The organism is Pseudoalteromonas sp. KAN5 (genome assembly GCF_022846535.1).
Taxonomy (GTDB): Bacteria; Pseudomonadota; Gammaproteobacteria; order Enterobacterales; family Alteromonadaceae; genus Pseudoalteromonas; species Pseudoalteromonas haloplanktis.
The window spans coordinates 2112306-2138111 of sequence record NZ_AP025589.1 but is presented as its reverse complement, the minus strand read 5'-3'; the positions used below and the strand labels follow the sequence as shown (position 1 = coordinate 2138111).

The following is a 25806-nucleotide window of genomic DNA, read 5'->3' as shown; positions in this document are numbered from 1 at the left end:
GGAAAGATTATGAGTAACGATATCAGCACCGCATCGTCAACTTATTTAGATTCACTTAAGTGGCAAGATAATCAAGTCTCAAGTGAAGAGAAAAGTGATGCACTAACACAAGAAGATTTCTTCTCGTTGTTAACGCAGCAGTTGTCGTTTCAGGATCCCAGCAAACCTGCAGACAACGATCAGATGATTGCACAAATGACCAACTTTACTATGGCGGAAGGTATTTCTAACCTCAATAGTAACTTTCAATCATTAGCAGCATCGATGACCTCCAATTCAGCATTACAAGCATCTACGTTAGTCGGTAAGCAAGCGTTACTTGAATCAGATAGCTTAGACCTTAACGAGTCAGGCACAGCTAAAGGCACAGTGGTTGCTCAAGAACCTGTTGAGAACCTGTTTTTACGAATTGAAGATTCGTCAGGGCAATTGGTACGCAGTATTGATTTAGGTGCACAATCTGCCGGTGCGATCCGTTTTGAATGGGATGGCATGAATGATAACGAGGAACGTTTACCACCTGGTGAATATAAAATTAAGGCTGAAGGGCAGCTAAATGGCGAATATACCAGCTTGCCTATTGCGACTTTTAAGAATATCGAAAGTGTCAATATTAACGGTGCCAATGGCATTATTATTAACACCAAAGAAGGTGCGGTTAGGCTAACTGACGTTGCAGAAATCGCGTAAAAAATTTAATTATTCGTTAGCCTTAGGCTAAACATTGACAGAGTTAGAGGTGAATTATGAGCTTCAATATTGCGTTAACAGGCATAGCTGCCGCACAAAAAGATTTAGATGTTACAGCTAATAACATCGCCAACGTAAATACCACAGGTTTTAAAGAGTCGAGAGCGGAGTTTGCGGATGTCTATGCGTCATCGGTGTTTAGCTCAGGTAAAACTAAAAATGGTGATGGTGTACAAACAACTATGGTTGCGCAGCAGTTCCATCAAGGGTCATTAAAATTTACGCAAAATTCACTTGATTTAGCGATCACGGGTGAAGGTTACTTTGCAATGAGCCAGGATTTAGGTGCACAAGATTTTACTTATACACGTGCTGGTGCATTTAAGTTAAATAAAGATAACTTTATTGTTGATGCTAAAGGTAACTACCTACAGGGCTTTCCCGTTGATGAAGCGACAGGTGATACAACATCGGTTAGTTTAAGTACTTCTTCAGCATTACAAATCCCTGATTCATCAGGCTCGCCACGTGCTACCACGAATGTTTACTCGTCGTTCAATCTAGATTCACGAGCAAGCAGTCCTTCAGTAACAACGTTTGATCCTGAAGTGAGCGCGTCATATAACAGCTCGACTTCAACAACGGTTTACGACTCATTGGGCGAACCGCATGTATTACAGTTTTTCTTTGTAAAAACTGATTCGGCAGTGACAGGTAATGATAATGAATGGCAAACCTATGCAACCTTAGATGAAAAGCCATTTAGCCCAGCTGGTGTTGAAGAAACAGCCGCTCCTTACACTCCTATTTCAACGTTTCAATTTGATTCAAGTGGTCTACCACAAGCAACTGATGGGACTGCGAATACTGGAACTACATTTAATCCATTAGCTATCCCAGGTGGTGCGGGTGCCGCAACTGGCCTTTCAGATTTATTATCAAACGGCGCGAGTTTCCCTGAAGATATAAATATTAACTGGCGCGATGAAGCGGGCACTGCAAATAAGGTACCTACTCAATATGCAAGTCGCTTTGAAGTTAAAGCCTTAGATCAGGATGGCGCAACAGTAGGACGTTTAGCAGGTATTGATATTGGTACAGATGGTAAAATTGTTGCATCTTACAGCAATGGTGATACGTCATTCTTAGGTCAAGTAGCGATGGTACGCTTTTCAAACTCGCAAGGTTTACAACAAGCGGGTGATACAGGTTGGAAAAAAAGTTTAACCTCAGGTGAGCCTATTGCTGGAGAGCCAGGTTCAGGTACATTAGGCTCAATTAACTCGTCTGCACTTGAGCAATCAAATGTAAACTTAACAAACGAGTTAGTTGATTTGATCAGTGCACAACGTAACTTCCAAGCCAATTCTCGAGCATTGGAAGTAAACTCAACACTCCAACAGAATATCTTGCAGATCCGATAATCTCGGCGCTACTTTTTATAATCCGACACCTAGGCTGCTACTCATTAGCAGCCTTTTTTATTTCAATACGTTGGTTAGTCGTTGTGTATGCAATGACACTGAACGTTATGTCAATTTATTGTGGCACTTATCTTGCATTTATCTCGTTATAGATTTTTCAACGTGAGTCGATGATATGGACAAGATGGTCTACATTGCAGCGTCTGGGGCTAAGCAAAGTTTGCGGGGCCTTGCGCTTAAAGCAAATAACTTAGCTAATGCCAATACCACAGGCTTTAAAGCTGACTTCGCACAAGCGCGTTCAATGCAAGCGTTTGGTGAAGGCCTGCCTACGCGGGTGTTTTCCATGCAAGAACGTCCCGGCTCTAATATGACCTCTGGCGGTATTATTGAAACTGGTCGCGACTTAGATATTGCTATGAGTGATAAAGGGTGGCTTACCGTACAAGATGCAGCTGGCAATGAAGCCTATACAAAAGTCGGCACACTCAATATCAGTCCTGATGGGGCGTTGATGACAAGTCACGGGCGCCAAGTTATTGGCGAGGGTGGGCCAATCATTTTGCCACTGCCAATTGAAAAAGTTGAATTTAGTGAAGATGGTTCCATTCAAATTCGCCCACAGGGCGCACCTGCTAATTTTTTAGAGGTCGTTGATCGTTTAAAAGTGATCAAGGCAAACAACTCTGAGCTTGAAAAAGGCAATGACGGTCTGTTTAGACCTAAGCCAGAACTACTCGTAAATGATATATGTGGATTTTGCGATATTGCTACTGACGTAAAAGTAATGAGTGGCACCTTAGAGATGTCAAACGTAAATCCGGTACACGAGATGGTGGATATGATAAGCCATCAACGACAATTTGAATTACAAGTTAAGTTAATGAAAACAGCTGAAGAAATTGACGAACGTCATACTCAATTGCTGCGTATTGTTTAACTTTATTGAGAGGACACGACTATGAATCCTGCATTGTGGATAAGTAAAACAGGGCTTGATGCTCAACAAACCGATATTTCGGTGATCTCAAATAATTTAGCCAATGCCAGTACTGTTGGTTATAAGAAAAGCCGTGCGGTGTTTGAGGACTTATTGTATCAAAATATTAATCAGCCTGGTGGTCGCTCATCACAAGACACTGAAATGCCTTCAGGTTTAATGCTCGGTGCCGGTGCTAAAGTGGTTGCAAACCAAAAGAACTTTTCTCAAGGGAATATGTTAACCACTGAGAATTCACTTGATTGGATGATCTCAGGGCCTGGTTTTTTTGAAGTGTTGCAACCTGATGGCAATATTGCTTATTCGCGCAATGGGCAATTTACTACTGATGAAGACGGCCGTATTGTAACCGCGGGGGCGGGGTTTCCTGTGCAACCAGAAATGAATGTGCCTGATGATGCGCAATCAATTACCGTGTCGCAAGATGGTGAAGTATCTGTTCGCATTGCAGGCCAGCCAGATAACGTGGTGATTGGTCAGTTGACGATCAGCGATTTTATCAATCCATCGGGTCTAGAGCCTGTTGGACAAAACTTATATACCGAGACCGCTGTAAGTGGTGCTCCAGTACAAGGGAATCCGGGTCTCGAAGGTTTAGGAACTGTGGTGCAAGGGGCACTTGAAACCTCAAATGTAAATGTAACAGAAGAGTTGGTGAACTTGATTGAAACTCAACGCATCTATGAAATGAACTCAAAAGTTATTTCAGCAGTAGATGAAATGATGAGTTATATCAATCAACAACTTTAATAATTATTGGAGTAAAGTGATGCGTAATTTATCCATAGTTTTAGCGGGTGCATGTGTCTTGAGTGGTTGTATGACTACTCAAAATCTCCATGTGGTTCAAGATGATCCATACTACGCTCCAATGTACCCAGAGCCGGCTGCCGAGCAAGTTGTGCCAACCGGTTCGTTATTTGATAGCTACTTATCAAACGACCTCTATTCTGATAAAAAAGCGTTGCGAACGGGCGACATTATCACTGTTAAGCTCCAAGAGTCGACCCAAGCTAGTAAGGCAGCAAAAACAGAAACAGATAAAGAAAGTGATGCTAATTTAGATCCTGTGATTGGTTTAGGTGGCTTACCTGTCAATATTGGCGGTGACAGCATTCAGTTTGGTATTGGTAGTGATTCATCATTTAAAGGTGATTCTAAGTCCAATCAATCAAATAGCCTGTTTGGTGATATTTCAGTGAATGTAATGCGTGTATTACCCAACGGCAATTTAGTGATCCGTGGTGAGAAGTGGCTCACTTTAAACACCGGTGAAGAATTTATTCGTCTGGAGGGACTCGTTCGTCCGCAAGATGTAACGTCAGATAATACAGTGACCTCTAACAGAATTGCCAATGCACGTATTCAATATTCTGGTAAAGGGCAAATACAAGAGTCGCAAAGTGGCGGATGGTTAACACGCTTCTTTAGCAGTGCTCTGTTCCCTTTTTAAAGGAAGTTGATGATGAAAAGTCTAAAAGTGTTGCTATGTATTGGTTTGTTGGGTTGGCACTTTACTGCCAGCGCTGAGCGTATAAAAGATGTTTCTATGGTTGAAGGCGTTCGCTCAAACCAATTGGTCGGTTATGGCCTTGTTGTCGGTTTGCCTGGCACCGGTGAGCAAAGTCGTTTTACCGAGCAAAGCTTTAAAGCTATGCTAAACAGCTTTGGCATCACATTGGAAGCAAGCTTAAAACCTAAGATAAAAAATGTAGCGGCGGTTGCCGTTCATGCCGAATTACCAGCCTTTAGAAAGCCTGGACAGACGATTGATATCACAGTCTCTTCAATCGGGAGTGCTGGCAGTTTACGCGGTGGTACATTACTGCAAACTTTTTTAAAAGGGGTTGATGGTAATACCTACGCGATAGCGCAAGGTAGCTTAATTGTAGGCGGGTTAGGCGTTGAAGGGGCTGATGGTAGTCGAGTCGTGATGAATACTCCGACAGTCGGTCGTATCCCTAACGGGGCAACAGTCGAGCGTGCGATTAACAGCCCTTTTATGCAAGGTGACTATATTACCTTTAACTTAAACCGCCCAGATTTCACTACCGCAAAACGATTAGAGCAAACAATTAATGATTTGGTTGGCCCACAAAGTGCGCAAGCAATCGATGCGGCGTCTATTCGTGTTATTGCTCCACGTGATGCTTCGCAACGAGTCGCTTATTTATCGACTTTGGAAAATCTTGAGTTTAAACCCGCCGATACGTCTGCAAAAATAATTGTTAACTCTCGTACGGGTACTATAGTGATTGGCAAAAATGTCAAATTACAAGCAGCCGCAGTTACTCATGGCGGATTAACAGTCACGATTGCCGAACAGCAAAATGTATCGCAGCCAAACGCGCTAAGTGATGGTGAAACAACAGTGACTAATCAAAGTATTATTGACGTTGACCAAGATGATTCAAGAGCATTTGTTTTCAACCCAGGAGTAAGTCTTGACGATTTAGTTCGGGCAATTAATGAAGTGGGTGCAGCACCAGGTGATTTAATGGCAATCCTTGAAGCATTAAAAGAAGCGGGCGCAATTAGCGGTCAACTTGTTGTTATTTAAAATATATCCCCCTAAGTTTATGATTAAACTTTAGGGGGATGTTATTTGTATAACGAACTTATCTCTATCATCTTGGCAAACTGGCACTCCTTATAAGTAACCTGCAAACTCGCTTTGGCTCAATTATTGCATTGTTAATTTCATTATTAATCACTGTGTCAAATTGCTGATGGATACTAATCATCTCGATAAACAAAACTTCTTTGATTTAGGCAATCTTAATACGTTACGCCAAGACGCCTTAAAAAGTGATGCCTCGCCTGAAGCGTCAAAAGAAGCATTAAAAAAGCAGCAGCGGCACAATTTGAATCTATTTTTACGCAAATGCTATTAAAAAGCATGCGTAAAGCCAATGAAGCGTTTGAAGATAAAGACAGCCCGTTTAATTCCAGTGGCGTAAAGTTCTTTGAAGAAATGCATGATCAACAACTATCCGTTGATCTGTCATCAAAAGGCTCACTGGGTTTAGCCGATTTAATCGTGCAGCAACTCTCCCCTGACGCTAAAAACTTTACACCTAGTTCAGTGCTACGCACAGTCGATAACTTTAGTAGTGATCGCCGCGCAAACGGGCAAAGTACAGCAAGTAAAACGCAACCGGACAGTGTCGATACCACGTCATCCACACAGCAAAAGCCATTGTTTGAAAATGCTGATGATTTTATTAGTACCGTTTGGGAACATGCTAAAACGGCTGCTGAGAAAATTGGTTTGAATCCAGCGGTGATGGTTGCCCAAGCGGCTCTGGAAACCGGCTGGGGAAAACATGTGATTAATAAAAGTGATGGCAATAGCAGCTTTAACTTATTTAATATTAAATCAGATAAAAGCTGGCAAGGCGATAAAGCCAATAAAGTGACGCTCGAGTTTGAGCAAGGTACCCCTGTCAAAAAACAAGCAAGCTTTCGGGCTTACGATTCAATTAAAGACAGCGTGAATGACTTTGTGCAGTTTTTAACAGACAACCCGCGCTATCAAGAAGCACTACAAAATACTGCAAAACCTGCTGCATTCTTAGATTCATTACAAAAAGCAGGTTATGCCACCGACCCCAACTATGCCGACAAAATTAAGCAAGTTCTTAATCGGACTGAGCTTAAAACACTGGCGACAACACTCGTTCGCCAAGGAGTAAATTAAGATGTCGTTTAATCTTTATGACATAGCAAGCTCAGGAATTTATTCAAGTTCGCAGCTTTTGCAAACTGCAAGTAAAAATATTGCCAATGTAAATACCGAAGGGTATGTACGAGAGCGTACAGAGTTTTCTACCATGATCGATAATCAAGTCGGTCGTGGCGAAACGTATCGCTTATTAAATGAGTTTGCGCAAAAGCAGCTCAATCGTGACACCTCAAGCAAAACTTTTTTTGACCAATTTGTCACTGAAGCAAATCGTGTTGATACATTGTTCTCAGAAGAGTCAAATAGTTTGTCTACCGGTATCAATTCATTTTTTAGTAATATTCAAGAAAGTTTGAATCAGCCATCATCATCAGTGGCACGTTCACTAGTGATGACGGACGCACAGAATTTAATCGATCAAATGGATAGGCTATCAGGAATCGTTGTTGATCAGCAATCAGTGGTTAATGAGCAATTAGAAATTTTTTCTGATGAAGCAAACAACCTTATTCAAAACATTAGTGATCTTAATAATAAAATTGCTGCAGTAGATGGCACATCGCAAGAGTCTGGTTCAAGTAGTCTATATAACGAAAGAGATAAAGCTATCCGAGATTTATCTGAGCTAATCGATGTTGAAACGCTTGACGGCCCAAATGGTTCAAAACAAGTTTACATGGGCACTGGGCAAGCGTTGGTTATGGAAAATGGCACCTTTAATTTATTTTCGATGACTGGCGATCCAGATCCTAATTTTAAACAATTGAAACTGGATGTGAATGGCGGCAAAGCTGTGCCGCTAGAATTAGATGTTGACAAATTAAAAGGCAAAATAGGTGGCTTATTAGCATTTCGCGATGACATATTAATCCCTGCGCAAAACCAGCTAGGACAAATGGGGTTGGCTTTGGCTGATACATTTAATCAGCAAAACCACTTAGGGATGGATGCTGACGGCAATTTAGGGGGCGACATTTTTAATATTCCTGAAGTCCAGGCATTTGCTTATCAAGCAAACACGGGCAACGGCAGCATGACCGCAACCGTTGAAGCTGGTAAAGGCAATGAATTGCCAGCAAGTGATTTTATTGTAAAGTACAGTGACACGAATGAGGTTGAAATTTACCCTATTGATAATAAAGGGGAGATGATAAAAGATGCCAATGGTAACAATCTTTTTACAACGGCATCAGTCGACCCAGCTACAGGTAAAGTTAATTCACAAAACAACACAGGGTTAGATCTATTCGGGTTAGAATTAACATTGGATGTGTCTTCTACACCTAATATTGATGATCAATTTATGGTCAAACTCAACTCTCAAGCATCAACGAGCTTAGAGCTTGCAACAAATCGCCCAGAAGATATAGCTCTTGCTTCGCCTGTTCGAACTGCAAATGATATCAATAATACAGGTGCAGCCAGTATTTCAGCTGGTACCGTATCTGATGTATCAAACTTTACTGATACCCCATCGTTACAATTATCCACAGGCTCGTTAACCTTAACAAAAAGCGCTGAAAACCCAGATATGTATACCTTAAGTGATGGTACTAATACAACGGATCCTTTTGCAATTGATTCTTCTGGAAAAAATGTTATTCAACAAGCTGAAACAGCAGGTGTGTTAGATGATATAACAACATTTTCAGCTGAGGAGATTGGTTTTGATTTTAACATCGAGGGGACGCCAGCGTTAGGTGATTCATTCACAATCGAGGCTAATGCAGATGGTTTTGACGATAACCGGAATGGCCAGTTGTTATCCGATATCCAAAACTCAAATATAGTTAGGCAAAATGTAGTGGGTAACGCTAGTAATAACCACAAAACTTTAAATCAATCATACACAGGTTTAGTATCAGATATCGGCGTAATTACACATCAAGCTCAAACCAGTGGGGCGGCGTTTACTGCGTTGGCAGAGCAGTCTGAAGCTTGGTATGAATCTTTATCTGGGGTTAATCTTGACGAGGAAGCGGCAAATTTATTACGTTTCCAACAATCGTATGCCGCATCGGCGCAAGTTTTGTCTACCGCTCGTTCTATATTTGACACCTTATTAAGTGCTGCGAGGTAATTATGCGTTTATCAAATAATCAAATGTACCAAAGTAATATAAATAAAATACTTGATGGCCAACAAGGTGTTGCCAATGCGCAAGAGCGAGTTACCACAGGCAAAAAATATTTAAGTACCTCAGAAAGCCCTTCTGCGTATTCGCAGGCATCATTGTATACAAATAAAATACAAATGAATGAGCAATATACTAAAAATATTAATCAGCTCAATGGTCGCCTTGAAACCGAAGAAAGCATATTGCAAAGCATTAATACCACTATTCAAGCAGCGCAAGAGCTTACTATTCGAGCCGGTAATGGTGCAATGAGCCAAACTGATTTAGAGACAATTGCAGGTGAACTTAAAGAGTTGCAAAAATCGTTAGTCAATTTAATGAATAGCCAATCAGAAGATGGAAAATATATATTTTCTGGTTATCAAGACAGTACTCAAAGTTATAGCTTTAATAGTGGCACGGGTAAATACGAATACCAAGGTGATCAAGGGCAACACGCGGTCACTATTGCTCAAGGGGTTGAAGTAAAATCAAGTGATAACGGCTTTAGTACCTTTGAAAAAGTGAATGCACGTTTAAATGTAGCATCAAACTCAGGAACGCTAGGTGGCAGCATTACTGATGGCACTGTATATGTTAAAAACCAAGCTGATTTTGATAAATTTCATAAAGAAAATTATGATTTAAGCCCCACAGCGACTGTAGCAGATAATTCTTTTCAAGTTGAACTTGTCGCCGGTGATCCAGATACCTATGTTATAAATGATGGCTATGGTAATCCAATCACACCAGCAGTCACAGGTGAGTATACCGGTGAGCCTATTGAATACGCTGGCATGGAGTTTAAGCTAGAAGGTGATGTACCGGGCACGATGGAGTTTACTCTTGAAAAGCCAGCGAAAGAAAACATACTTAATACGTTACAAGGGCTCATTACTAGTTTGAATTCTGACCTTACAGGTGATGCACTACAAGATGCACTAGCCGATGGCTCAGTACAGTTACAAAATGCCAGTGATCAAGTGGTATTTACACAAGCAAGCTTAGGTGCTCGTATGATTGTGGTTGAGCGAGTAGCAGATTCAAACAGCGCACTTGATATAAATAATAAAGCCAATAAAGCCAGCCTTGTTGAGGTTGATATGGCAGAGGCTATCAGTGAACTCACAAAACAAGAAACCGCATTACAAGCATCGCAGGCAACTTTTGGCCGTTTAGCTAACCTTTCATTATTCGACTATTTATAAACTCATTACTATTCGCATCCAAGCTAGAGGTTTTTGTTTTATCCTAGGGTAATAACTTGCCCCACTCACCAGATAAACAAGCGGCAAAAAATTGTCGCTTTTTTATTTTTTAGTTTAAAAAATACTTCCAAATAAAATTTATTAAATATAAACAGTTGGTTATGTGTTTTTTAAAGTTGGCACAACAACTGCATTGTTAAAACCATCTAGTAGTGGTTCCTGCAAAGGCATTTTGAACCACGCCCTGTTTAAAACTTGGAGATGGTAAAATGGCATTAACAGTCAATACTAATGTGTCGTCACTCAACGCACAACGCAACTTAAATAAATCAAGCCAAGGCTTATCTACCTCAATGGAGCGCCTAGCGTCAGGTATGCGGATTAATAGCGCTAAAGATGATGCCGCCGGCCTACAAATTTCAAACCGCTTAACCTCACAGATAAATGGTTTAGCAGTAGCACAGCGTAACGCCAATGATGGCATTTCAATGGCGCAGACAGCTGAAGGCGCAATGCAAGAATCAACAAATATTTTGCAACGCATGCGAGAGCTAGCACTACAATCGGCTAATGGATCAAATTCAGCTGAAGACAGAGAGTCACTCCAAAAGGAAGTGTCAGCACTTCAAACTGAGTTAACACGTATTGCAGAAACCACCTCATTCGGTGGTCAGCAGTTATTAGATGGTACATTTGGCACTAAATCTTTTCAAGTTGGTGCAAACGCAAACGAAACCATTAATGTATCCCTAGGAAATATATCAGCTGATAACTTGGGACAACATGCAATTAAAGGTGGTGGTACTGTATTTGATAATACAGTTGGAGCTGCAACAGCTACTACCTACTCTGAATCTACCGTAGCTTCAAATGCAGTGGTTTTATCTGGACCGAATGGTAATACCACAGTTGATTTGAGTGCAATGAACGCTCAGGAAGCTGCTGATGCTATTAATACGGCAGCAGTTGGTATAAAAGCTCAGACTTCTGTTAATGCAACAATTACGGGTTTAACTTCTGCGGATACTGGCACATTAAGTGTTGGTGATAAAGAGTTTGATTTGTCAGGATATAATGGTAGTCTGTCAGATTTAGCTTCAGACCTTGGTAAGGCAGGTATAAATGCAACTTATGACGCTGATGCTGGTAGTATTTTAATCGAAGAAACAGATGTTGCAGGTGTGTTGCTAGTTGGTGATGCTGCAAGCACGGCAAGCTTAAATGGTTCTGTCGGTGATGCTACTGGTGTTGTTGTTGACTCACAGGTAAACCTTACTTCAACAGATAAGTTTACTGTGGGGGGATCGGGTGAGATTGCAACTGTAGGAAGCTCTACCCTTGACAATGTTGCTGATATAGATATAAGAACAGCTGTTGGGGCGCAAAGCTCAATTTCTGTAATAGATGCAGCTTTGGCAAGTATAGATGAAGATAGAGCCGACTTGGGTGCAGCTCAAAACCGTTTTGGGCACACCATTAGTAACCTTGCAAACATCTCTGAAAATGTGTCTGCATCACGTAGCCGAATCCAAGATACTGACTTTGCAACCGAAACAGCTGCCATGACGAAAAACCAAATCTTACAACAAGCAGGTACCTCAATCTTGTCGCAAGCAAACCAAATACCACAAGCCGCAATTAGCTTGTTAGGTGGTTAGTTAAAGTTATAGCTTTATATATAAAAAAGCGCACAGGTTGCGCTTTTTTATCGCGTAACAATAAAGCATGTAGGCGGCAATTTACTTAACGCTCTTGTATCTCAAATTTCTTATTTCTCGGTGCAGCGCGCAGCGCCTCTTGCTCCTCTGTGGTAATTAATGTCTAAATCAATTTCACCACCGAGATGCGCAGAGTTACACAGAGAAAACCAAAATAAAAAGCTGAAATAAGTGTGAATGTTTAATGAAAAGCGTGATATAAAATCTTGCTTACGGTGCTGTGTTTGCCACTGTAATGTAGTAATCAAACGGTTTTAGCCAAAAATTATAAAATAGATAAAAATAAAAGGTGTTTAAAATTAGTGCTTTAAGTTTAATTCTGCAAATAAAGTCCACTTTTTTTAAAAAAAGCCTAAAGATAAATTCTCACCTGCCGTTAACTTAATCAGTACAGAGCTTGAACATACAATTGTGACAGTTCTTGGTTAAATCAAAACAGCAACATTACGAAAGTAATCAGGAGTTTTATCATGGCTTTATCAGTAAATACAAATGTATCTTCATTAAATGCTCAGCGTAACTTGAACAAATCAAGTCAAGGCTTAGCAACATCTATGGAGCGTTTAGCTTCAGGTATGCGTATCAACAGCGCGAAAGATGATGCCGCTGGCCTACAAATTTCAAACCGTTTAACTTCTCAAGTTAATGGTTTAGCAGTAGCACAGCGTAACGCCAATGATGGCATTTCAATGGCACAAACTGCTGAAGGTGCGATGCAAGAGTCGACCAGTATTTTGCAGCGTATGCGTGAACTTGCACTACAATCGGCTAATGGATCAAATTCAGCTGAAGACAGAGAGTCACTCCAAAAGGAAGTGTCAGCACTTCAAACTGAGTTAACACGTATTGCAGAAACCACCTCATTCGGTGGTCAGCAGTTATTAGATGGTACATTTGGCACTAAATCTTTTCAAGTTGGTGCAAACGCAAACGAAACCATTAATGTATCCCTAGGAAATATATCAGCTGATAACTTGGGACAACATGCAATTAAAGGTGGTGGTACTGTATTTGATAATACAGTTGGAGCTGCAACAGCTACTACCTACTCTGAATCTACCGTAGCTTCAAATGCAGTGGTTTTATCTGGACCGAATGGTAATACCACAGTTGATTTGAGTGCAATGAACGCTCAGGAAGCTGCTGATGCTATTAATACGGCAGCAGTTGGTATAAAAGCTCAGACTTCTGTTAATGCAACAATTACGGGTTTAACTTCTGCGGATACTGGCACATTAAGTGTTGGTGATAAAGAGTTTGATTTGTCAGGATATAATGGTAGTCTGTCAGATTTAGCTTCAGACCTTGGTAAGGCAGGTATAAATGCAACTTATGACGCTGATGCTGGTAGTATTTTAATCGAAGAAACAGATGTTGCAGGTGTGTTGCTAGTTGGTGATGCTGCAAGCACGGCAAGCTTAAATGGTTCTGTCGGTGATGCTACTGGTGTTGTTGTTGACTCACAGGTAAACCTTACTTCAACAGATAAGTTTACTGTGGGGGGATCGGGTGAGATTGCAACTGTAGGTAATTCAACATTAGATGATGTAGCAAAAATTGATTTAAAGACAGCTGTAGGCTCTCAAGATGCGTTAGCAGTTATAGATGCTGCGCTGGCTGATATAGATGCGCAACGCGCGGATTTAGGTGCGGTGCAAAACCGTTTTGGTCATACAATCAGTAATCTTGCAAATATCTCTGAAAACGTATCTGCATCACGTAGTCGTATACAAGATACTGATTTTGCTAGCGAAACAGCGCAAATGACGAAAAACCAAATCTTGCAACAAGCGGGTACGTCAATCTTGTCGCAAGCGAATCAGTTACCACAAGCAGCACTTAGCTTAATTGGCTAATAGCGCTTAGGTTAATGATTAGCTAGACTAATGATTAAGTCAGCATTAGTTAAATAATGAAAAGGAGGTTGGCTTAGGCTAATCTCCTTTTGTTGTATTAGCTAGAAGGTAAAAATTAAGGATGCGTTATGAGTACAATAACCCAAAGTTCTGATTTTGCGATGGCACCACAAAAAGCTGAAGACAAAATTGCCCTAAGCCCGCAACTTACAGCAACAGCCATTGATGAGCCTAACAAAACGAATAACAGCTTAACTGAGCGTCCCAAATCGGCGGATAATAATTTGCAAGAGCAAATGACTAATAAACAGCTTAACCATGAGCAACTGGAGAAAGTGGCGCAACAATTGCAGGATTTTATGGGCGAAATGAATCGCAGTTTACAGTTTCAAGTAGATGAAGAGTCAGGCCGAGATGTCATCAAAGTGATTGATAAAACAAATGGTGAGTTAATTAAGCAGTATCCGTCAGAAGAAGTACTGAGTTTAGTTGCAAAACTGTCTGAAACGGCAGGTATGTTAATTGATCAAACTGTTTAAGTGTCTATTTTTGAGTTAGATGTGTAATTAAGAAGGTGTAATATGGCTATTTCATTTAATGGTTTAGGTTCTGGTTTAGCAGTATCAGATATTGTCGATGCTTTGGTAAATGCAGAAAAAGCACCGTTTACGTCACGTTTAAATACAAAAGAAGCAACACTGACTACAGATATATCTGCGGCAGGGGCGTTAAAATCAGCGCTTGAAAAACTGCAAACTTCGATGGAAGCGCTGGGCGAAGTTGATAATTATCAAAAGCGGTCAGTGTCAGGTAATGACGATTTTATATCGCTTACATCTAATAAAGACGCACAGCCAGGTAGTTATAATGTAAAAGTGGATGCCTTAGCACAGGCACATAAATTATCCTCTGCGGCATTCGCTGCAGATGAAGCCATAGGCGGCGGGGTTATTACCATTGGCTCTGGCGAAAATAGTTTTTCTACAGTGTTATCTCCAACTAATACATTGGAAGATTTAAGAGACCAAATTAATAACGGCCCATTTACAGGTTCAGACTCCAATGATTCTGTTGTAGCAACGATAGTAACCAGTGATGCCGGGCAGCACTTAGTGTTGACCAGTAAAGAAACCGGTGAAGATAACGCGATTACAATAACCGTACAAGATAGCGATGGTAATAATACTGACGGAGGTGGTCTTTCTCGATTAGCTTATGACGTGTCTGATGCAGACCCTGCCAATCATATTACGAATGTAACTGAAGTTAATGCAGCGCAAAACGCACAAATAACTATTGATGGCACCTTAACAGTAACAAGCAATACCAATGAATTCACTAATGTGATTGATGGTGTTGATATCACTGCGAAAAAAATTCATAGCGACGATGATGATCAAAGTAACCTGACAGTCAAAGAAAATAATAGCAATATTAAAGCAGGCTTAAATAGTTTTATCGAGAGCTATAACGAATTATTAACGTTAAGTAATAATCTTGGTAAGTCGGGTGAAAGTGGAGCCGGGGTTATGGCTGGTGACTCTATGCTACGCGGTGTTATGTCAAAACTTCGCCAGCAATTGACCAACGAAGTCGGCTTAAGTGATGGCAGTGCATTATCGTTGTCGCAACTCGGTGTAGAAGCTGATCGTTATGGTAAATTAACCTTAGATTCTGAACGCTTAGATGAGAAAATTGAAAGCAATGTAGATTTAGTGCAGGAATTCTTTTTAGGTGAAAATGATGATGACGGTTTTGCACAATCATTTGATGAACTAATGAGTTTTTATACTGATAGCGATGGAGTAGTACAAAATCGTATCGATAGTAAACAAAATCAATTGAATAGTATTGATGATGAAAGAATTGATTTTGCTCGTAAAATGGAGTCATTAGAGTCACGTTTATATGCGCAGTATAACAGTATGGATTTACTTGTAGCCCAATTAAACTCAACGAGCAGTTATGTTCAAGCGCAACTAGAGAATATGCCTGGAGTAGTAAGACAGTCTAAGTAATATAGCTATTAGCTTTAAATATGAAAAAAGAAGGGGAAACTCTTCTTTTTTCATTTTAGCCTTTGAGTGAAAATTACGATGTAACATTGTAGCTACGAAGATCTATATAGCGTAGGCAGGAATTTATCTTGCGAAAAATGTAATTTTTATGGCTTTGTTGATTTGTATTTAGAAATTGCTTGTTTGGATTTGCGCTGTTCAAGTAAGCTTTTTTGAACCTCATTACGAGCGCTTTCTGCTGATTTTGTAATATCAGCAATATGTTTTTGAACACTCTTAAGCTGAGTTTGACTCGGTGGTGAGTCACTTTCACACCATTGAATTAAATACTCATTAAGTTGTGCGTGTAATGTATTTGCTTTTTCAGCATCACCTTCACTCACTTTATTGTTAAGTAAAGTGAGTATATCAAGGAGTTGTCGCTCATAATCCATTAGTGCTTATTCTTGTGCTTGGCTTTTAATACGCTCTTCTAGCGGGATTGCATCCCAACCTTCCTTTACTTCTTTTACGATATTAATTACTTCGTTGATGGCATCAATATCATTATTGACATTAGCTTCAACAAGTTTACGCTGGCAATAATCATAAAGCGACAGTAAGTTATTAGAAATGCTAGGATCTTGTTCTACTTCAAAGTTTAAAGCATCCTGCAAGGCACCAAATAAAAGGATACAGCTAGAAATATTTTCGCCTTTCTTTTCAATCTCTTTGCGCTCGATAAATCCTTTCGTTGCAGCTAAACGACCTAAAATATTACTAAATATCAGGTTGATTTGTTCATAAGGAGTCATTTCGTTTATGTTGCTAACACTAACTTGACTGTATTTTTTGACAGATATATGGGCCATGAGTAAATCCTAAATTTAGTTAAATATTGCTTAAAAAATCACTATGTTAAACAAAGCAATAATAATGCCAAATGCAATGGTTGATTGTATGTTATCGGCAAACCTATATAAAACTAAAGTATCTATTGTGATTAGTTATAGCAAACACTGTGAAATTAGTAAAAACAGAAAATAGGCAGTTCTTAGCGGCTACTATTTTTAATCGTTAGTTTGTTAATTCTTAAGTATTACTTATAATTAGCAATGCGTCTGTTTTTTGGCATCTATGTCAAAAAACTGCCGCTTTGTGCTTGCATCCCTGTCAAACTCGCTTACAATTTAACTCATTAATGGCTGGTGGTAACTGTGGTTCGCTAAATAATGATCTTGATTTTAGATAATAATAATAACCGTGCGATTGGTTTACATGCTGCGTTGACTTTTATTGGTGAAGCCGTTCAGCTTGTGGATGACGCCAGTATTGAGCAAGAATGTAATAAGTACCAAAAGCAATCATGCATTGTCATCCTTGGCGCATTGCAACAATTAGATCATGAAAACGTGATCAAACGTCATCCCACGATCCCATTTTTGTTAATTGGCGAAACACTGAAACCGCTGTTAAGTATCGCTAATGTTGTTGGCTTGATCTGTGAGCCATTTAATCATGATGTAACCACTCAGCTGCTACATGATTGCCAACAATACCAACGTATGCTGCCAAATGAACATAAGCATCATAAACCGCATAAAACCTTTGACGGCCTTGTTGGTGAAACAGAAGCGGTTAAAGATGTACGCTTTTTGATTGAGCAAGTGGCGAAAACCGATGCGAACGTCTTAATTTTAGGTGAATCAGGCACAGGTAAAGAAGTGGTTGCCCGCAATGTGCATTTACTTTCTAAACGAAACGCTGGGCCGTTTGTGCCTGTTAACTGCGGTGCTATTCCTGCCGAGCTGTTAGAAAGTGAATTGTTTGGCCATGAAAAAGGTGCGTTTACGGGCGCTATTTCTGCCCGTAAAGGGCGTTTTGAACTAGCCCAAGGTGGCACGCTGTTTTTAGATGAAATTGGTGACATGCCACTGCAAATGCAAGTGAAGTTGTTGCGTGTATTGCAAGAGCGCAGCTATGAGCGGGTTGGCGGTACCAAAGCAATTCAGGCTGATGTGCGGGTGATTGCAGCGACGCACCGCGATCTTGAACAGATGATAGAGCAGGGCAGTTTCCGCGAGGATTTGTATTATCGCCTTAATGTGTTTCCAATTGAAAATCCGTCTCTTGCACAGCGTGTAGATGACATTCCACTTTTATTAAAAGAGTTAATGCGTCGCATAAGCGAGCAAAGTGGTTCAACAGCTAAATTCACAGAGCGCGCTATTGATAGTCTTAAAGAGCATACGTGGCCGGGTAATATTCGTGAGTTAGCTAATCTGGTTGAGCGCATGGTGATCATGTTGCCAGATAAAGTCGTGGATATTCCTGATCTACCCGCTAAATACCGCTATATTGAAGTGGATGCTTATGAGCCTGAATATCCAGAGGAGTTGATGGAGCGTGATGCATTTAATGATATTTTTAGCTCGGGATTTAGTGATTATGATGATGAGCCCGAAGTTGAGATAGGCGCGCCTGACTCAGGGTTATTACCTGATGAAGGCATTGAATTAAAAGAATACTTAGCAGAACTTGAAATAAGCCTAATTACTCAGGCCTTAGAACGCTATGATTATGTGGTTGCCCGTGCCGCCGAAATACTCGGTGTGCGCCGCACAACCCTAGTTGAAAAAATGAAAAAATATAACCTATCGCGAGATTAATTCGCGGTAGGTTAAAATATTTCACCTTTCACCTAATGCCTAATATTTCTCAATAATTTCTTGTTTCCTAAAACAATCATTACTGTGATCGTTAACCATGCCACAGGCCTGCATATGAGCGTAAACTGTGGTGGGGCCTAAAAATTTAAAGCCTCGTTTTTTTAAGTCTTTGGCAAACGCGGTGGATGCCTCGGTAATTGCAGGGTAGTCACTGAGTTTATCTAACTCATTCACTAATGGCTTACCGCCAACAAATTGCCATTGATAGTGACTAAAGCTGCCAAATTCTTGCTGAACTTCTATAAAACGCTTTGCGTTATTAATAGTGGCAGCAATTTTTAAGCGATTTCGTATTATGCTTTCATCCAGCATTAATCGTTCAACATCCTGCTCATTCATTTGCGCTACTTTTTCTACATCAAAATTAAAAAAAGCTCGGCGATAACCGTCTCGCTTTTTTAAAATGGTATACCAACTTAACCCTGCTTGTGCTGATTCAAGGGTAATGAACTCGAATAATGTTTGGTCATCATAAACAGGTACTCCCCATTCATCATCGTGGTAGGCAACATAATCATCTTTGCTGGTATCGAGCCAAGGGCAACGGCACAGTTTTGTTGAACTCATAGCTTATCCTTATTCTAAAAGTGTTGTTCGTCATTTTTCTGTCGCGCTATTTTAACGCTAACCATTTGAAATTAATTGATATAAATATTGGTACAATTTGTGCATTTAGCTAGTTAGATCCTGTAAACGAGAATGCATTATGGCTTTAGCTAATGTCTTAAAACCACAATTTATCACAGCTACTCAATATAACCCATGCTTACTGCAAGAAGAGTATATTGGTGAGCTAAGTGAATTACGCCAGCAAGCGAGTTGGTTAAGTCATTTAGTCGATACCATGCCTGCCGGGGTGGTTGTGCTCGATGCGCGCGGTATGATCGCTAAAGCCAACCAAATAGCAATAGATATGCTAGGTGAGCCACTGGAGGGGGAAAAGTGGTTTAATGTGATCCAACGCTCGTTTCGTCCCCAACAAGATGATGGTCATGAGGTTTCACTTAAAGATGGCCGTCTCATCAAGCTAGAAATCACAGCATTGGCGCCAGAGCCAGGTCAGCTCATTTTAATGACTGACTTGACTGAAACACGCCGTTTACAAAAGCGAGTTGCGCATATGCAGCGCTTGAGCGCGCTTGGAAAGATGGTAGCATCGCTAGCGCATCAAGTACGCACACCGCTTTCTGCCGCTATGTTATATGCAGCCAATTTGGGTTCTAAACGTTTACCAGAGAGTTCCAGAGGCAATTTTCATACGAAATTGATGTCTCGCTTAAAAGATCTTGAAACCCAAGTTAACGATATGCTGTTGTTTGCTAAAAGTGGCGATCAACAAGTGGTAGAACGTGTGTCGATGCAACAGTTATTAACTGAAGTAAAAACCGGTGCGGATGCCATGGTTGCACTGAATAATAGTCAACTTGACGTTTGTTTACCGGAACCAGACATCGAAATTATGGGTAATAAAACGGCCCTTGCCAGTGCGATTCAAAACCTTATTCACAACAGCATTCAAGTGATTGGCTCACAAGCTCATGTGCAGTTAAGTGCACAGCGTGATGATAATGTTGAGTTAGTGCGCATCACGGTAAGTGATAATGGTCCAGGTGTTGATTTAAGCCAATCGGATAAGTTATTCGAACCATTCTTTACCACACGAAGCCAAGGTACAGGTTTAGGGCTTGCAGTGGTCAATTCAGTGGCTAATGCACACCAAGGACGTGTTGAAGTAACTAACAACGCCCAAGGGGGAGCAAGCTTCAGCTTACTATTGCCTATTTGTACAGAGCCTAAATCAGTGGAGGCACCATGAATAACACGATTTTAGTTGTCGAAGATGATGCAGGGCTGCGCGAAGCCCTAATTGATACGTTAGAAATGTCAGGTATAGATTGTGTCGCTGCCGATAGCGCAGAGCAAGCTATGATATTACTAAAGAAAGAAGCATTTTCATTGGTTGTCAGTGATGTGCAAATGGGAGCAATGAGTGGCCTTGATTTATTGCGCAGTATTAACTTGAATCACCCTGATTTACCAGTGCTCATGATGACTGCCTATGCCACGATTGATGACGCCGTTGAGGCAATGCGCTTGGGTGCGATTGATTACATGGCTAAACCATTTGCGCCAGAAGTATTGCTTAATATGGTTAGTCGTTATCTACCAGAGCCAGAAAAAGAAACTGATGGTCCGATAGTTGCTGATCCCAGCAGTATTAAGTTACTAGAGCTTGCCAGTCGTGTTGCTAGATCTGATGCCAGTGTCATGGTACTGGGGCCCAGCGGTTCCGGTAAAGAAGTGCTTGCACGATTCATCCATGATAAATCTGAGCGATCAGAACAGCCCTTTGTTGCAATAAACTGCGCAGCTATCCCTGAAAATATGCTTGAGGCTACTTTGTTTGGCTATGAGAAAGGCGCTTTTACTGGTGCAATTCAAGCTTGTCCAGGGAAGTTTGAGCAAGCACAAGGCGGTACTATATTATTAGACGAAATCACTGAAATGGATTTAGGTCTACAAGCTAAGTTATTGCGTGTTTTACAAGAGCGTGAAGTCGAGCGATTGGGTGGGCGTAAAACCATAAAGTTAGATGTGAGAATTTTAGCAACAAGCAACCGTGAGTTAAAAGAAGCGGTCGCGAGTAATCAGTTTAGAGAAGATCTGTATTATCGTTTAAATGTGTTTCCGTTAATGTGGCGACCGCTTTGCCAGCGTCCGGGTGATATTGTCATATTGGCAAAGCATTTAATCGAGCGCCACCTTAATAAAAGTAAAGAGCCGATTGCGCAATTGACTAAGCAGGCTGAGCAAAAATTATTAGCGCATGCTTGGCCGGGGAATGTACGTGAGCTTGATAATGTGATTCAGCGGGCATTGATTCTACGTCATGGGGACATGATTGATGAGGATGCAATCTTTATCGAGAATTTAGCCGAATCTCCTCTAACGCAAGCTTCATCAACCCATTTTGTAAGCACGACTACTGCCATTGACAGTGTAACAAATGACGCTTATTACGATGGCCAAGCACCGGCTCTTAAAACAAGTACAGAGCAAAATAAGCCATTAGCTGAGTTACCAGCCAGTGAATCAGGTAGTTATAAAGATGAACTAAAGGATAAAGAGCACCGCATTATTCTAGAAACTCTCAACCGTTGCCAAGGTAAACGTAAAGATGTTGCTGAAACATTAGGGATCAGCCCGCGTACTTTACGTTATAAATTAGCGCAAATGCGTGACTTAGGTATTGCTTTACCTGCTTAAGTATTACCCTTTATAAAACCACACATCTGTTTTAATTACGCTCAGCCAAAGCTGAGCGTAAGCTCGTCAAAACTCTGACAATATAAAAATAAGTAAACCATTGATATTTAATGTTTTATTTTTGGCATGCTTTGTGCTTTATTAAGTTATTAGTAAACTGCATCGTCAGAGACAATTATGAAAGTTCAAAACAGCGCATTATTTCAAGAAATGCAATCTATGGCCCTTGAAGCTGGTCGTAGTAATCACATCAATAAGTTACCAGTTCAAGCCCAGCCGACTTCAAGTGCGCAATTTGGTGATTTGCTCAGCAATGCACTTAATACTGTTAATGACATTCAGGCAGATGCGAAGCAAAAAGTAACAGCGGTAGAAATGGGTGATCGTAATGTGTCATTAGCTGATGCGATGATTGCATCGCAAAAATCGTCAGTGGCTTTTGAAGCGACAGTGCAAGTTCGTAACAAACTTGTAGAAGCCTATAAAGAAATTATGAACATGCCTGTTTAACTAGGTAGTGGAGAATTATTGTGGCGCAATCTAATCAATCAACCGATCTTGCTTTAGCAGGTGGTGGCATCGACCAAAGTGATAATGACGATCAACAAGAACAAAAGTCAGGCTATTTAAGTGCTTTAAACGGCGTTGATGTATTGCGTCAAGTGACCTTAATTGTTGCTTTAGCTATCTGTTTAGCCATTGCAATCTTTGTGATTATTTGGGCTCGTCAGCCAGATATGCGCCCACTTGGGAAAATGCCAACAGAAGAGCTTATTCAAACGCTCGACTTTTTAGATGCGCAAAAAATAGAGTATCAGCTTGATGGCAATGTTGTGTCAGTTGCTGAAAATGAATATCAAAATATTAAGTTACTGATGACCCGCGAAGGCATCGAGCAAGCTCCCAGCTCAGGCACAGATATTATTATGCAAGACATGGGCTTTGGTGTTAGCCAAAGGCTAGAGCGTGAGCGTTTAAAACATGGTCGTGAGCAACAACTAGCGCGAACCATCGAAGAGCTGCAAAATGTGACTCGTGCCAAAGTATTATTAGCAATTCCAAAAGAAAATGTATTTGCACGTCGTGAGAAACAGCCCTCAGCTACCGTTGTGTTAACATTAAAACGTGGCCGCACACTTGATGGTGAAGAAGTTGATGCAATTGTTGATATCATCGGCTCAGCAGTACAAGGTTTAGAGCCTGCACGCGTCACTGTAACCGATCAGAACGGTCGATTACTTAACTCAGGTTCACAAAGTTCATTAGCAGCACGTTCTCGTAAAGAATACGAAGTTGAGCGTAAGCGCGAACAAGAATATTTAGATAAAATAGACAGTATCCTCATCCCTGTGCTTGGCTTGGGGAATTACACTGCACAAGTTGATTTGAGTATGGACTTTAGTGCAATTGAAGAAACACAGAAACGCTTCAACCCAGATTTGCCAGCAGTACGCAGTGAAACAACCTTCGAAGAGAATAATATCGGTGGCTTAGCCGTTGGTATTCCTGGTGCTTTGACGAACCAGCCTCCAATGGACTCAAATATTCCCGAAGTAGCCGGCCAAGGTGGTGCAGGGTCGAGTACATCGCCTAGTCGCAGCCATAAAGAAGCAACCCGTAATTATGAACTGGATACCACTATTTCACATAAGCGCCAGCAAAGTGGTGTGATCCGTCGTATTAGTGTATCGGTGGCAGTTGATTACATAGCAAGTGTGGGTGAAAATGGTGAAACCACTATGGTTCCGCGCTCTGTTGAAGCTTTGTCAAATATCCGTCGTTTATTACAAGGTGGCGTTGGCTTTGACTTGCAGCGTGGTGATGCGCTTGAAGTTGTAACCGTACCGTTTGTACGTGAACCGATGGATTTAGCAATCGAAGTGCCATTGTGGGAACAAAACTGGTTTATGAAAGTGGTGCGTTTAGTACTGGGTGCACTGGTGATTATCGTGTTGATTATGGCTGTGGTTAAACCTATGCTGAAACGCCTAATTTACCCTGATGATACCCTTGAAGAGTATGATGATGATGCGCTTAGCTCTGGGGTAGATATCGGTGATAATACACTCGATATGCTCAATAAAGATTTTGATTCTGCTTCGGTTGGCTTCTCAAGTGATGGTACACTACAGTTACCAGACCTTCATGGCGATGAAGACTTATTAAAAGCAGTTCGTGCCTTGGTAGCGAATGAACCGGAACTCTCCTCACAAGTTGTGAAAGCGTGGTTAACTGAAGATGACTGATCAAGAACAAAAACAACTGCCAGCAGCGTTTGATGTTGATAAATTAGACGGTGTAGATAAAGCGGCAATCTTATTGCTGAGCTTATCTGAAGAAGATGCAGCGCAAATACTCAAGCACCTTGAGCCAAAGCAGGTGCAAAAAGTGGGTATGGCAATGGCGGCGATAGATGATCTATCGCAAGCCAAAATTAGCGCCGTGCATAACTTATTTATAGAGCAAATACAAAGCTTTAGTACGATAGGTTTCCAATCTGAAGACTTTATTAAAAAAGCATTAACTGCCGCGCTGGGTGAAGATAAAGCAGCAAGCCTGATTGACCAAATTGTGATGGGATCGGGCGCTAAAGGTCTTGATTCATTGAAGTGGATGGACTCAAAACAAGTTGCCAATATCATTCGCAATGAGCATCCACAAATTCAGACCATTGTTTTATCCTATTTAGAGCCTGAGCAATCGGCAGAAATTTTGGCGCAATTTCCTGAAAAAGTCCGCTTAGATTTAACCATGCGTATCGCCAACCTTGAAGAAGTGCAACCGGCAGCTCTGCAAGAGTTGAATGAGATCATGGAGAAACAATTTGCCGGTCAAGCAGGTGCACAGGCCGCGAAAATGGGCGGCTTAAAAGCAGCGGCAGATATTATGAACTACCTCGATACTAATATTGAAGGTCAGTTAATGGATTCAATCCGCGAGCATGATGAAGAAATGTCGCAACAAATCCAAGACTTAATGTTTGTATTTGAAAATCTGATGGATGTTGATGATCGTGGTATTCAAGCTATTTTACGTGAAGTCCAGCAAGATGTACTGATGAAAGCCATTAAAGGCACCGATGATGCACTCAAAGAGAAGATTTTAGGCAACATGTCAAAACGTGCTGCAGATATGCTTGCTGACGATTTAGAGGCGATGGCACCGGTGCGGATCAGCGAAGTCGAAGCTGCACAAAAAGAGATTTTATCGACTGCGCGTCGTTTAGCTGATTCGGGTGAAATTATGCTTGGCGGTGGTGGTGGCGAGGAGTTCTTGTAAACCATGACAAAACCTACTCAATTCCAAGGCCGCCCCTTACATGCTAGTGAAGCGGTCGATGAGTTATTAGAAAACTGGCCAATACCTGATGTGACTCAAGATACCCGCAAACTAGCAGGGCGCTCTACTGCATTTGGCACGCCTTTGGCTGATCTTTATCGCAAAGAAGTTCAAGAAGATGAACAGCAGCAAGAACCGGAAGAGCCCGAGTTACCGGCATTGACGATGGCGGAATTGGAACGCATTCGCCAAGATGCTTATGAAGAAGGTTTAAAGCAAGGCCATGAACAAGGTTACATTGATGGCTTCGAAAAAGGTGTCGGTGAAGGCAAAGAAGCTGGCTATAAAGAAGGCGTTGAGCTTGGCAAAGCGCAAGGTCAAGAAGATGTAAAACCACTTATAGAAGAACAACTAACCGGTTTAAAAAGCCTATTAGATAGTTTATCTGCACCATTGGCAAAAGTAGATGAAGATGCTGAAAAGCAACTGGTCCAATTGACCGTAATGCTAACGGAAGCACTTGTTTATCAAGAAATAAAAACCTCACCAGAGATCGTTTTACAGAGCCTAAAGCAGTGCATAGATGTCTTAGCTAATGAACAGCAAAGTGTGCGCATTCATTTACATCCTGATGATATTGAATTGGTAAAAAACAGTTATGGTGAAACTGCTTTAGCAGATAATCACTGGCAATTGGTGCCCGAGCCTACCTTAGAGCGTGGTGGCTGCCAAGTTAAAACACCACAGTCATCGATTGATATGACGATCAAAACCCGCGTCAAAGAAACATTGGATAGCTTTTTGCATAGTAGTGGTATCTAACGCTATTTTTGGTGA

At 41.0% G+C, this 25806-nt stretch carries 22 protein-coding genes and 1 pseudogene; 20 read left to right on the top strand and 3 right to left on the bottom strand.

Going from position 1 to position 25806, the window contains the following annotated elements:
- The first annotated feature begins 9 nt into the window (after positions 1 to 9).
- The 13 genes and pseudogenes from KAN5_RS09640 to fliD all read left to right on the top strand — a co-directional run bounded on the left by KAN5_RS09640 (position 10) and on the right by fliD (position 15715).
- Entirely contained in the window at positions 10 to 690 is a 681-nt protein-coding gene (locus KAN5_RS09640; protein WP_016710628.1) for a flagellar hook assembly protein FlgD, read from the top strand.
- A 56-nt stretch (positions 691 to 746) separates the two neighbouring features.
- Complete coding sequence (gene flgE / locus KAN5_RS09635; protein ID WP_016710629.1) at positions 747 to 2114, top strand: flagellar hook protein FlgE; 1368 nt, start codon at positions 747 to 749, stop codon at positions 2112 to 2114.
- 175 nt (positions 2115 to 2289) lie between these two features.
- Complete coding sequence (locus KAN5_RS09630; RefSeq protein WP_016710630.1) at positions 2290 to 3054, top strand: flagellar basal body rod protein FlgF; 765 nt, start codon at positions 2290 to 2292, stop codon at positions 3052 to 3054.
- A gap of 21 nt (positions 3055 to 3075) precedes the next feature.
- Complete coding sequence (flgG, locus tag KAN5_RS09625; protein WP_016710631.1) at positions 3076 to 3864, top strand: flagellar basal-body rod protein FlgG; 789 nt, start codon at positions 3076 to 3078, stop codon at positions 3862 to 3864.
- A 19-nt stretch (positions 3865 to 3883) separates the two neighbouring features.
- A complete protein-coding gene (flgH, locus tag KAN5_RS09620) occupies positions 3884 to 4567 on the top strand; it encodes a flagellar basal body L-ring protein FlgH (protein ID WP_016710632.1) in 684 nt (227 codons plus the stop codon).
- A 12-nt stretch (positions 4568 to 4579) separates the two neighbouring features.
- Positions 4580 to 5674, top strand: coding sequence for a flagellar basal body P-ring protein FlgI (locus tag KAN5_RS09615; protein WP_016710633.1), 1095 nt, complete (start codon positions 4580 to 4582; stop codon positions 5672 to 5674).
- Positions 5675 to 5843: 169 nt separating this feature from the next.
- Positions 5844 to 6814 (top strand): annotated as a pseudogene (gene flgJ / locus KAN5_RS09610) (flagellar assembly peptidoglycan hydrolase FlgJ).
- A gap of 1 nt (position 6815) precedes the next feature.
- Positions 6816 to 8879: a flagellar hook-associated protein FlgK gene (flgK, locus tag KAN5_RS09605; protein ID WP_244389610.1), complete on the top strand. Its 2064-nt coding sequence runs from the start codon at positions 6816 to 6818 to the stop codon at positions 8877 to 8879.
- 2 nt (positions 8880 to 8881) lie between these two features.
- Complete coding sequence (gene flgL / locus KAN5_RS09600) at positions 8882 to 10123, top strand: flagellar hook-associated protein FlgL (protein WP_244389609.1); 1242 nt, start codon at positions 8882 to 8884, stop codon at positions 10121 to 10123.
- A gap of 269 nt (positions 10124 to 10392) precedes the next feature.
- A complete protein-coding gene (locus tag KAN5_RS09595) occupies positions 10393 to 11781 on the top strand; it encodes a flagellin (RefSeq protein ID WP_244389608.1) in 1389 nt (462 codons plus the stop codon).
- A gap of 530 nt (positions 11782 to 12311) precedes the next feature.
- The gene (locus KAN5_RS09590) at positions 12312 to 13697 is read left to right on the top strand and encodes a flagellin (RefSeq protein WP_244389607.1); all 1386 of its coding nucleotides are present in this window, start codon (positions 12312 to 12314) and stop codon (positions 13695 to 13697) included.
- A 128-nt stretch (positions 13698 to 13825) separates the two neighbouring features.
- The gene (locus KAN5_RS09585; protein WP_016708062.1) at positions 13826 to 14236 is read left to right on the top strand and encodes a flagellar protein FlaG; all 411 of its coding nucleotides are present in this window, start codon (positions 13826 to 13828) and stop codon (positions 14234 to 14236) included.
- A 42-nt stretch (positions 14237 to 14278) separates the two neighbouring features.
- Entirely contained in the window at positions 14279 to 15715 is a 1437-nt protein-coding gene (fliD, locus tag KAN5_RS09580; RefSeq protein ID WP_244389606.1) for a flagellar filament capping protein FliD, read from the top strand.
- Positions 15716 to 15861: 146 nt separating this feature from the next.
- Here the strand turns inward: fliD and KAN5_RS09575 are convergent, their stop codons facing one another.
- Entirely contained in the window at positions 15862 to 16149 is a 288-nt protein-coding gene (locus tag KAN5_RS09575) for a hypothetical protein (protein WP_244389605.1), read from the bottom strand.
- 6 nt (positions 16150 to 16155) lie between these two features.
- A complete protein-coding gene (fliS, locus tag KAN5_RS09570) occupies positions 16156 to 16566 on the bottom strand; it encodes a flagellar export chaperone FliS (RefSeq protein WP_016708059.1) in 411 nt (136 codons plus the stop codon).
- Between the two features lie 360 nt (positions 16567 to 16926).
- On the opposite strand from fliS, the gene KAN5_RS09565 reads away from it, so the two are divergent.
- The gene (locus KAN5_RS09565; protein WP_138554073.1) at positions 16927 to 18363 is read left to right on the top strand and encodes a sigma-54 dependent transcriptional regulator; all 1437 of its coding nucleotides are present in this window, start codon (positions 16927 to 16929) and stop codon (positions 18361 to 18363) included.
- A 39-nt stretch (positions 18364 to 18402) separates the two neighbouring features.
- On the opposite strand, the gene KAN5_RS09560 is transcribed toward KAN5_RS09565, so the two are convergent.
- The gene (locus tag KAN5_RS09560; RefSeq protein ID WP_016708057.1) at positions 18403 to 18990 is read right to left on the bottom strand and encodes a DNA-3-methyladenine glycosylase I; all 588 of its coding nucleotides are present in this window, start codon (positions 18988 to 18990) and stop codon (positions 18403 to 18405) included.
- Between the two features lie 139 nt (positions 18991 to 19129).
- On the opposite strand from KAN5_RS09560, the gene KAN5_RS09555 reads away from it, so the two are divergent.
- The 6 genes from KAN5_RS09555 (at position 19130) to fliH (ending at position 25791) form a co-directional block, all read left to right on the top strand.
- A complete protein-coding gene (locus KAN5_RS09555; RefSeq protein WP_138554072.1) occupies positions 19130 to 20239 on the top strand; it encodes an ATP-binding protein in 1110 nt (369 codons plus the stop codon).
- Positions 20236 to 21690: a sigma-54 dependent transcriptional regulator gene (locus KAN5_RS09550; RefSeq protein ID WP_244389604.1), complete on the top strand. Its 1455-nt coding sequence runs from the start codon at positions 20236 to 20238 to the stop codon at positions 21688 to 21690. Before KAN5_RS09555 ends, KAN5_RS09550 begins: the two co-directional genes overlap by 4 nt.
- A 177-nt stretch (positions 21691 to 21867) precedes the next feature.
- Positions 21868 to 22200, top strand: coding sequence for a flagellar hook-basal body complex protein FliE (fliE, locus tag KAN5_RS09545; protein WP_016708054.1), 333 nt, complete (start codon positions 21868 to 21870; stop codon positions 22198 to 22200).
- A 20-nt stretch (positions 22201 to 22220) separates the two neighbouring features.
- The gene (fliF, locus tag KAN5_RS09540) at positions 22221 to 23936 is read left to right on the top strand and encodes a flagellar basal-body MS-ring/collar protein FliF (RefSeq protein ID WP_016708053.1); all 1716 of its coding nucleotides are present in this window, start codon (positions 22221 to 22223) and stop codon (positions 23934 to 23936) included.
- Positions 23929 to 24969, top strand: a complete 1041-nt coding sequence (fliG, locus tag KAN5_RS09535) for a flagellar motor switch protein FliG (protein WP_016708052.1) — start codon at positions 23929 to 23931, stop codon at positions 24967 to 24969. The genes fliF and fliG overlap by 8 nt, the downstream gene beginning before the upstream one ends.
- 3 nt (positions 24970 to 24972) lie before the next feature.
- Entirely contained in the window at positions 24973 to 25791 is an 819-nt protein-coding gene (gene fliH, locus KAN5_RS09530) for a flagellar assembly protein FliH (RefSeq protein WP_016708051.1), read from the top strand.
- The last annotated feature ends 15 nt before the right edge of the window (positions 25792 to 25806 follow it).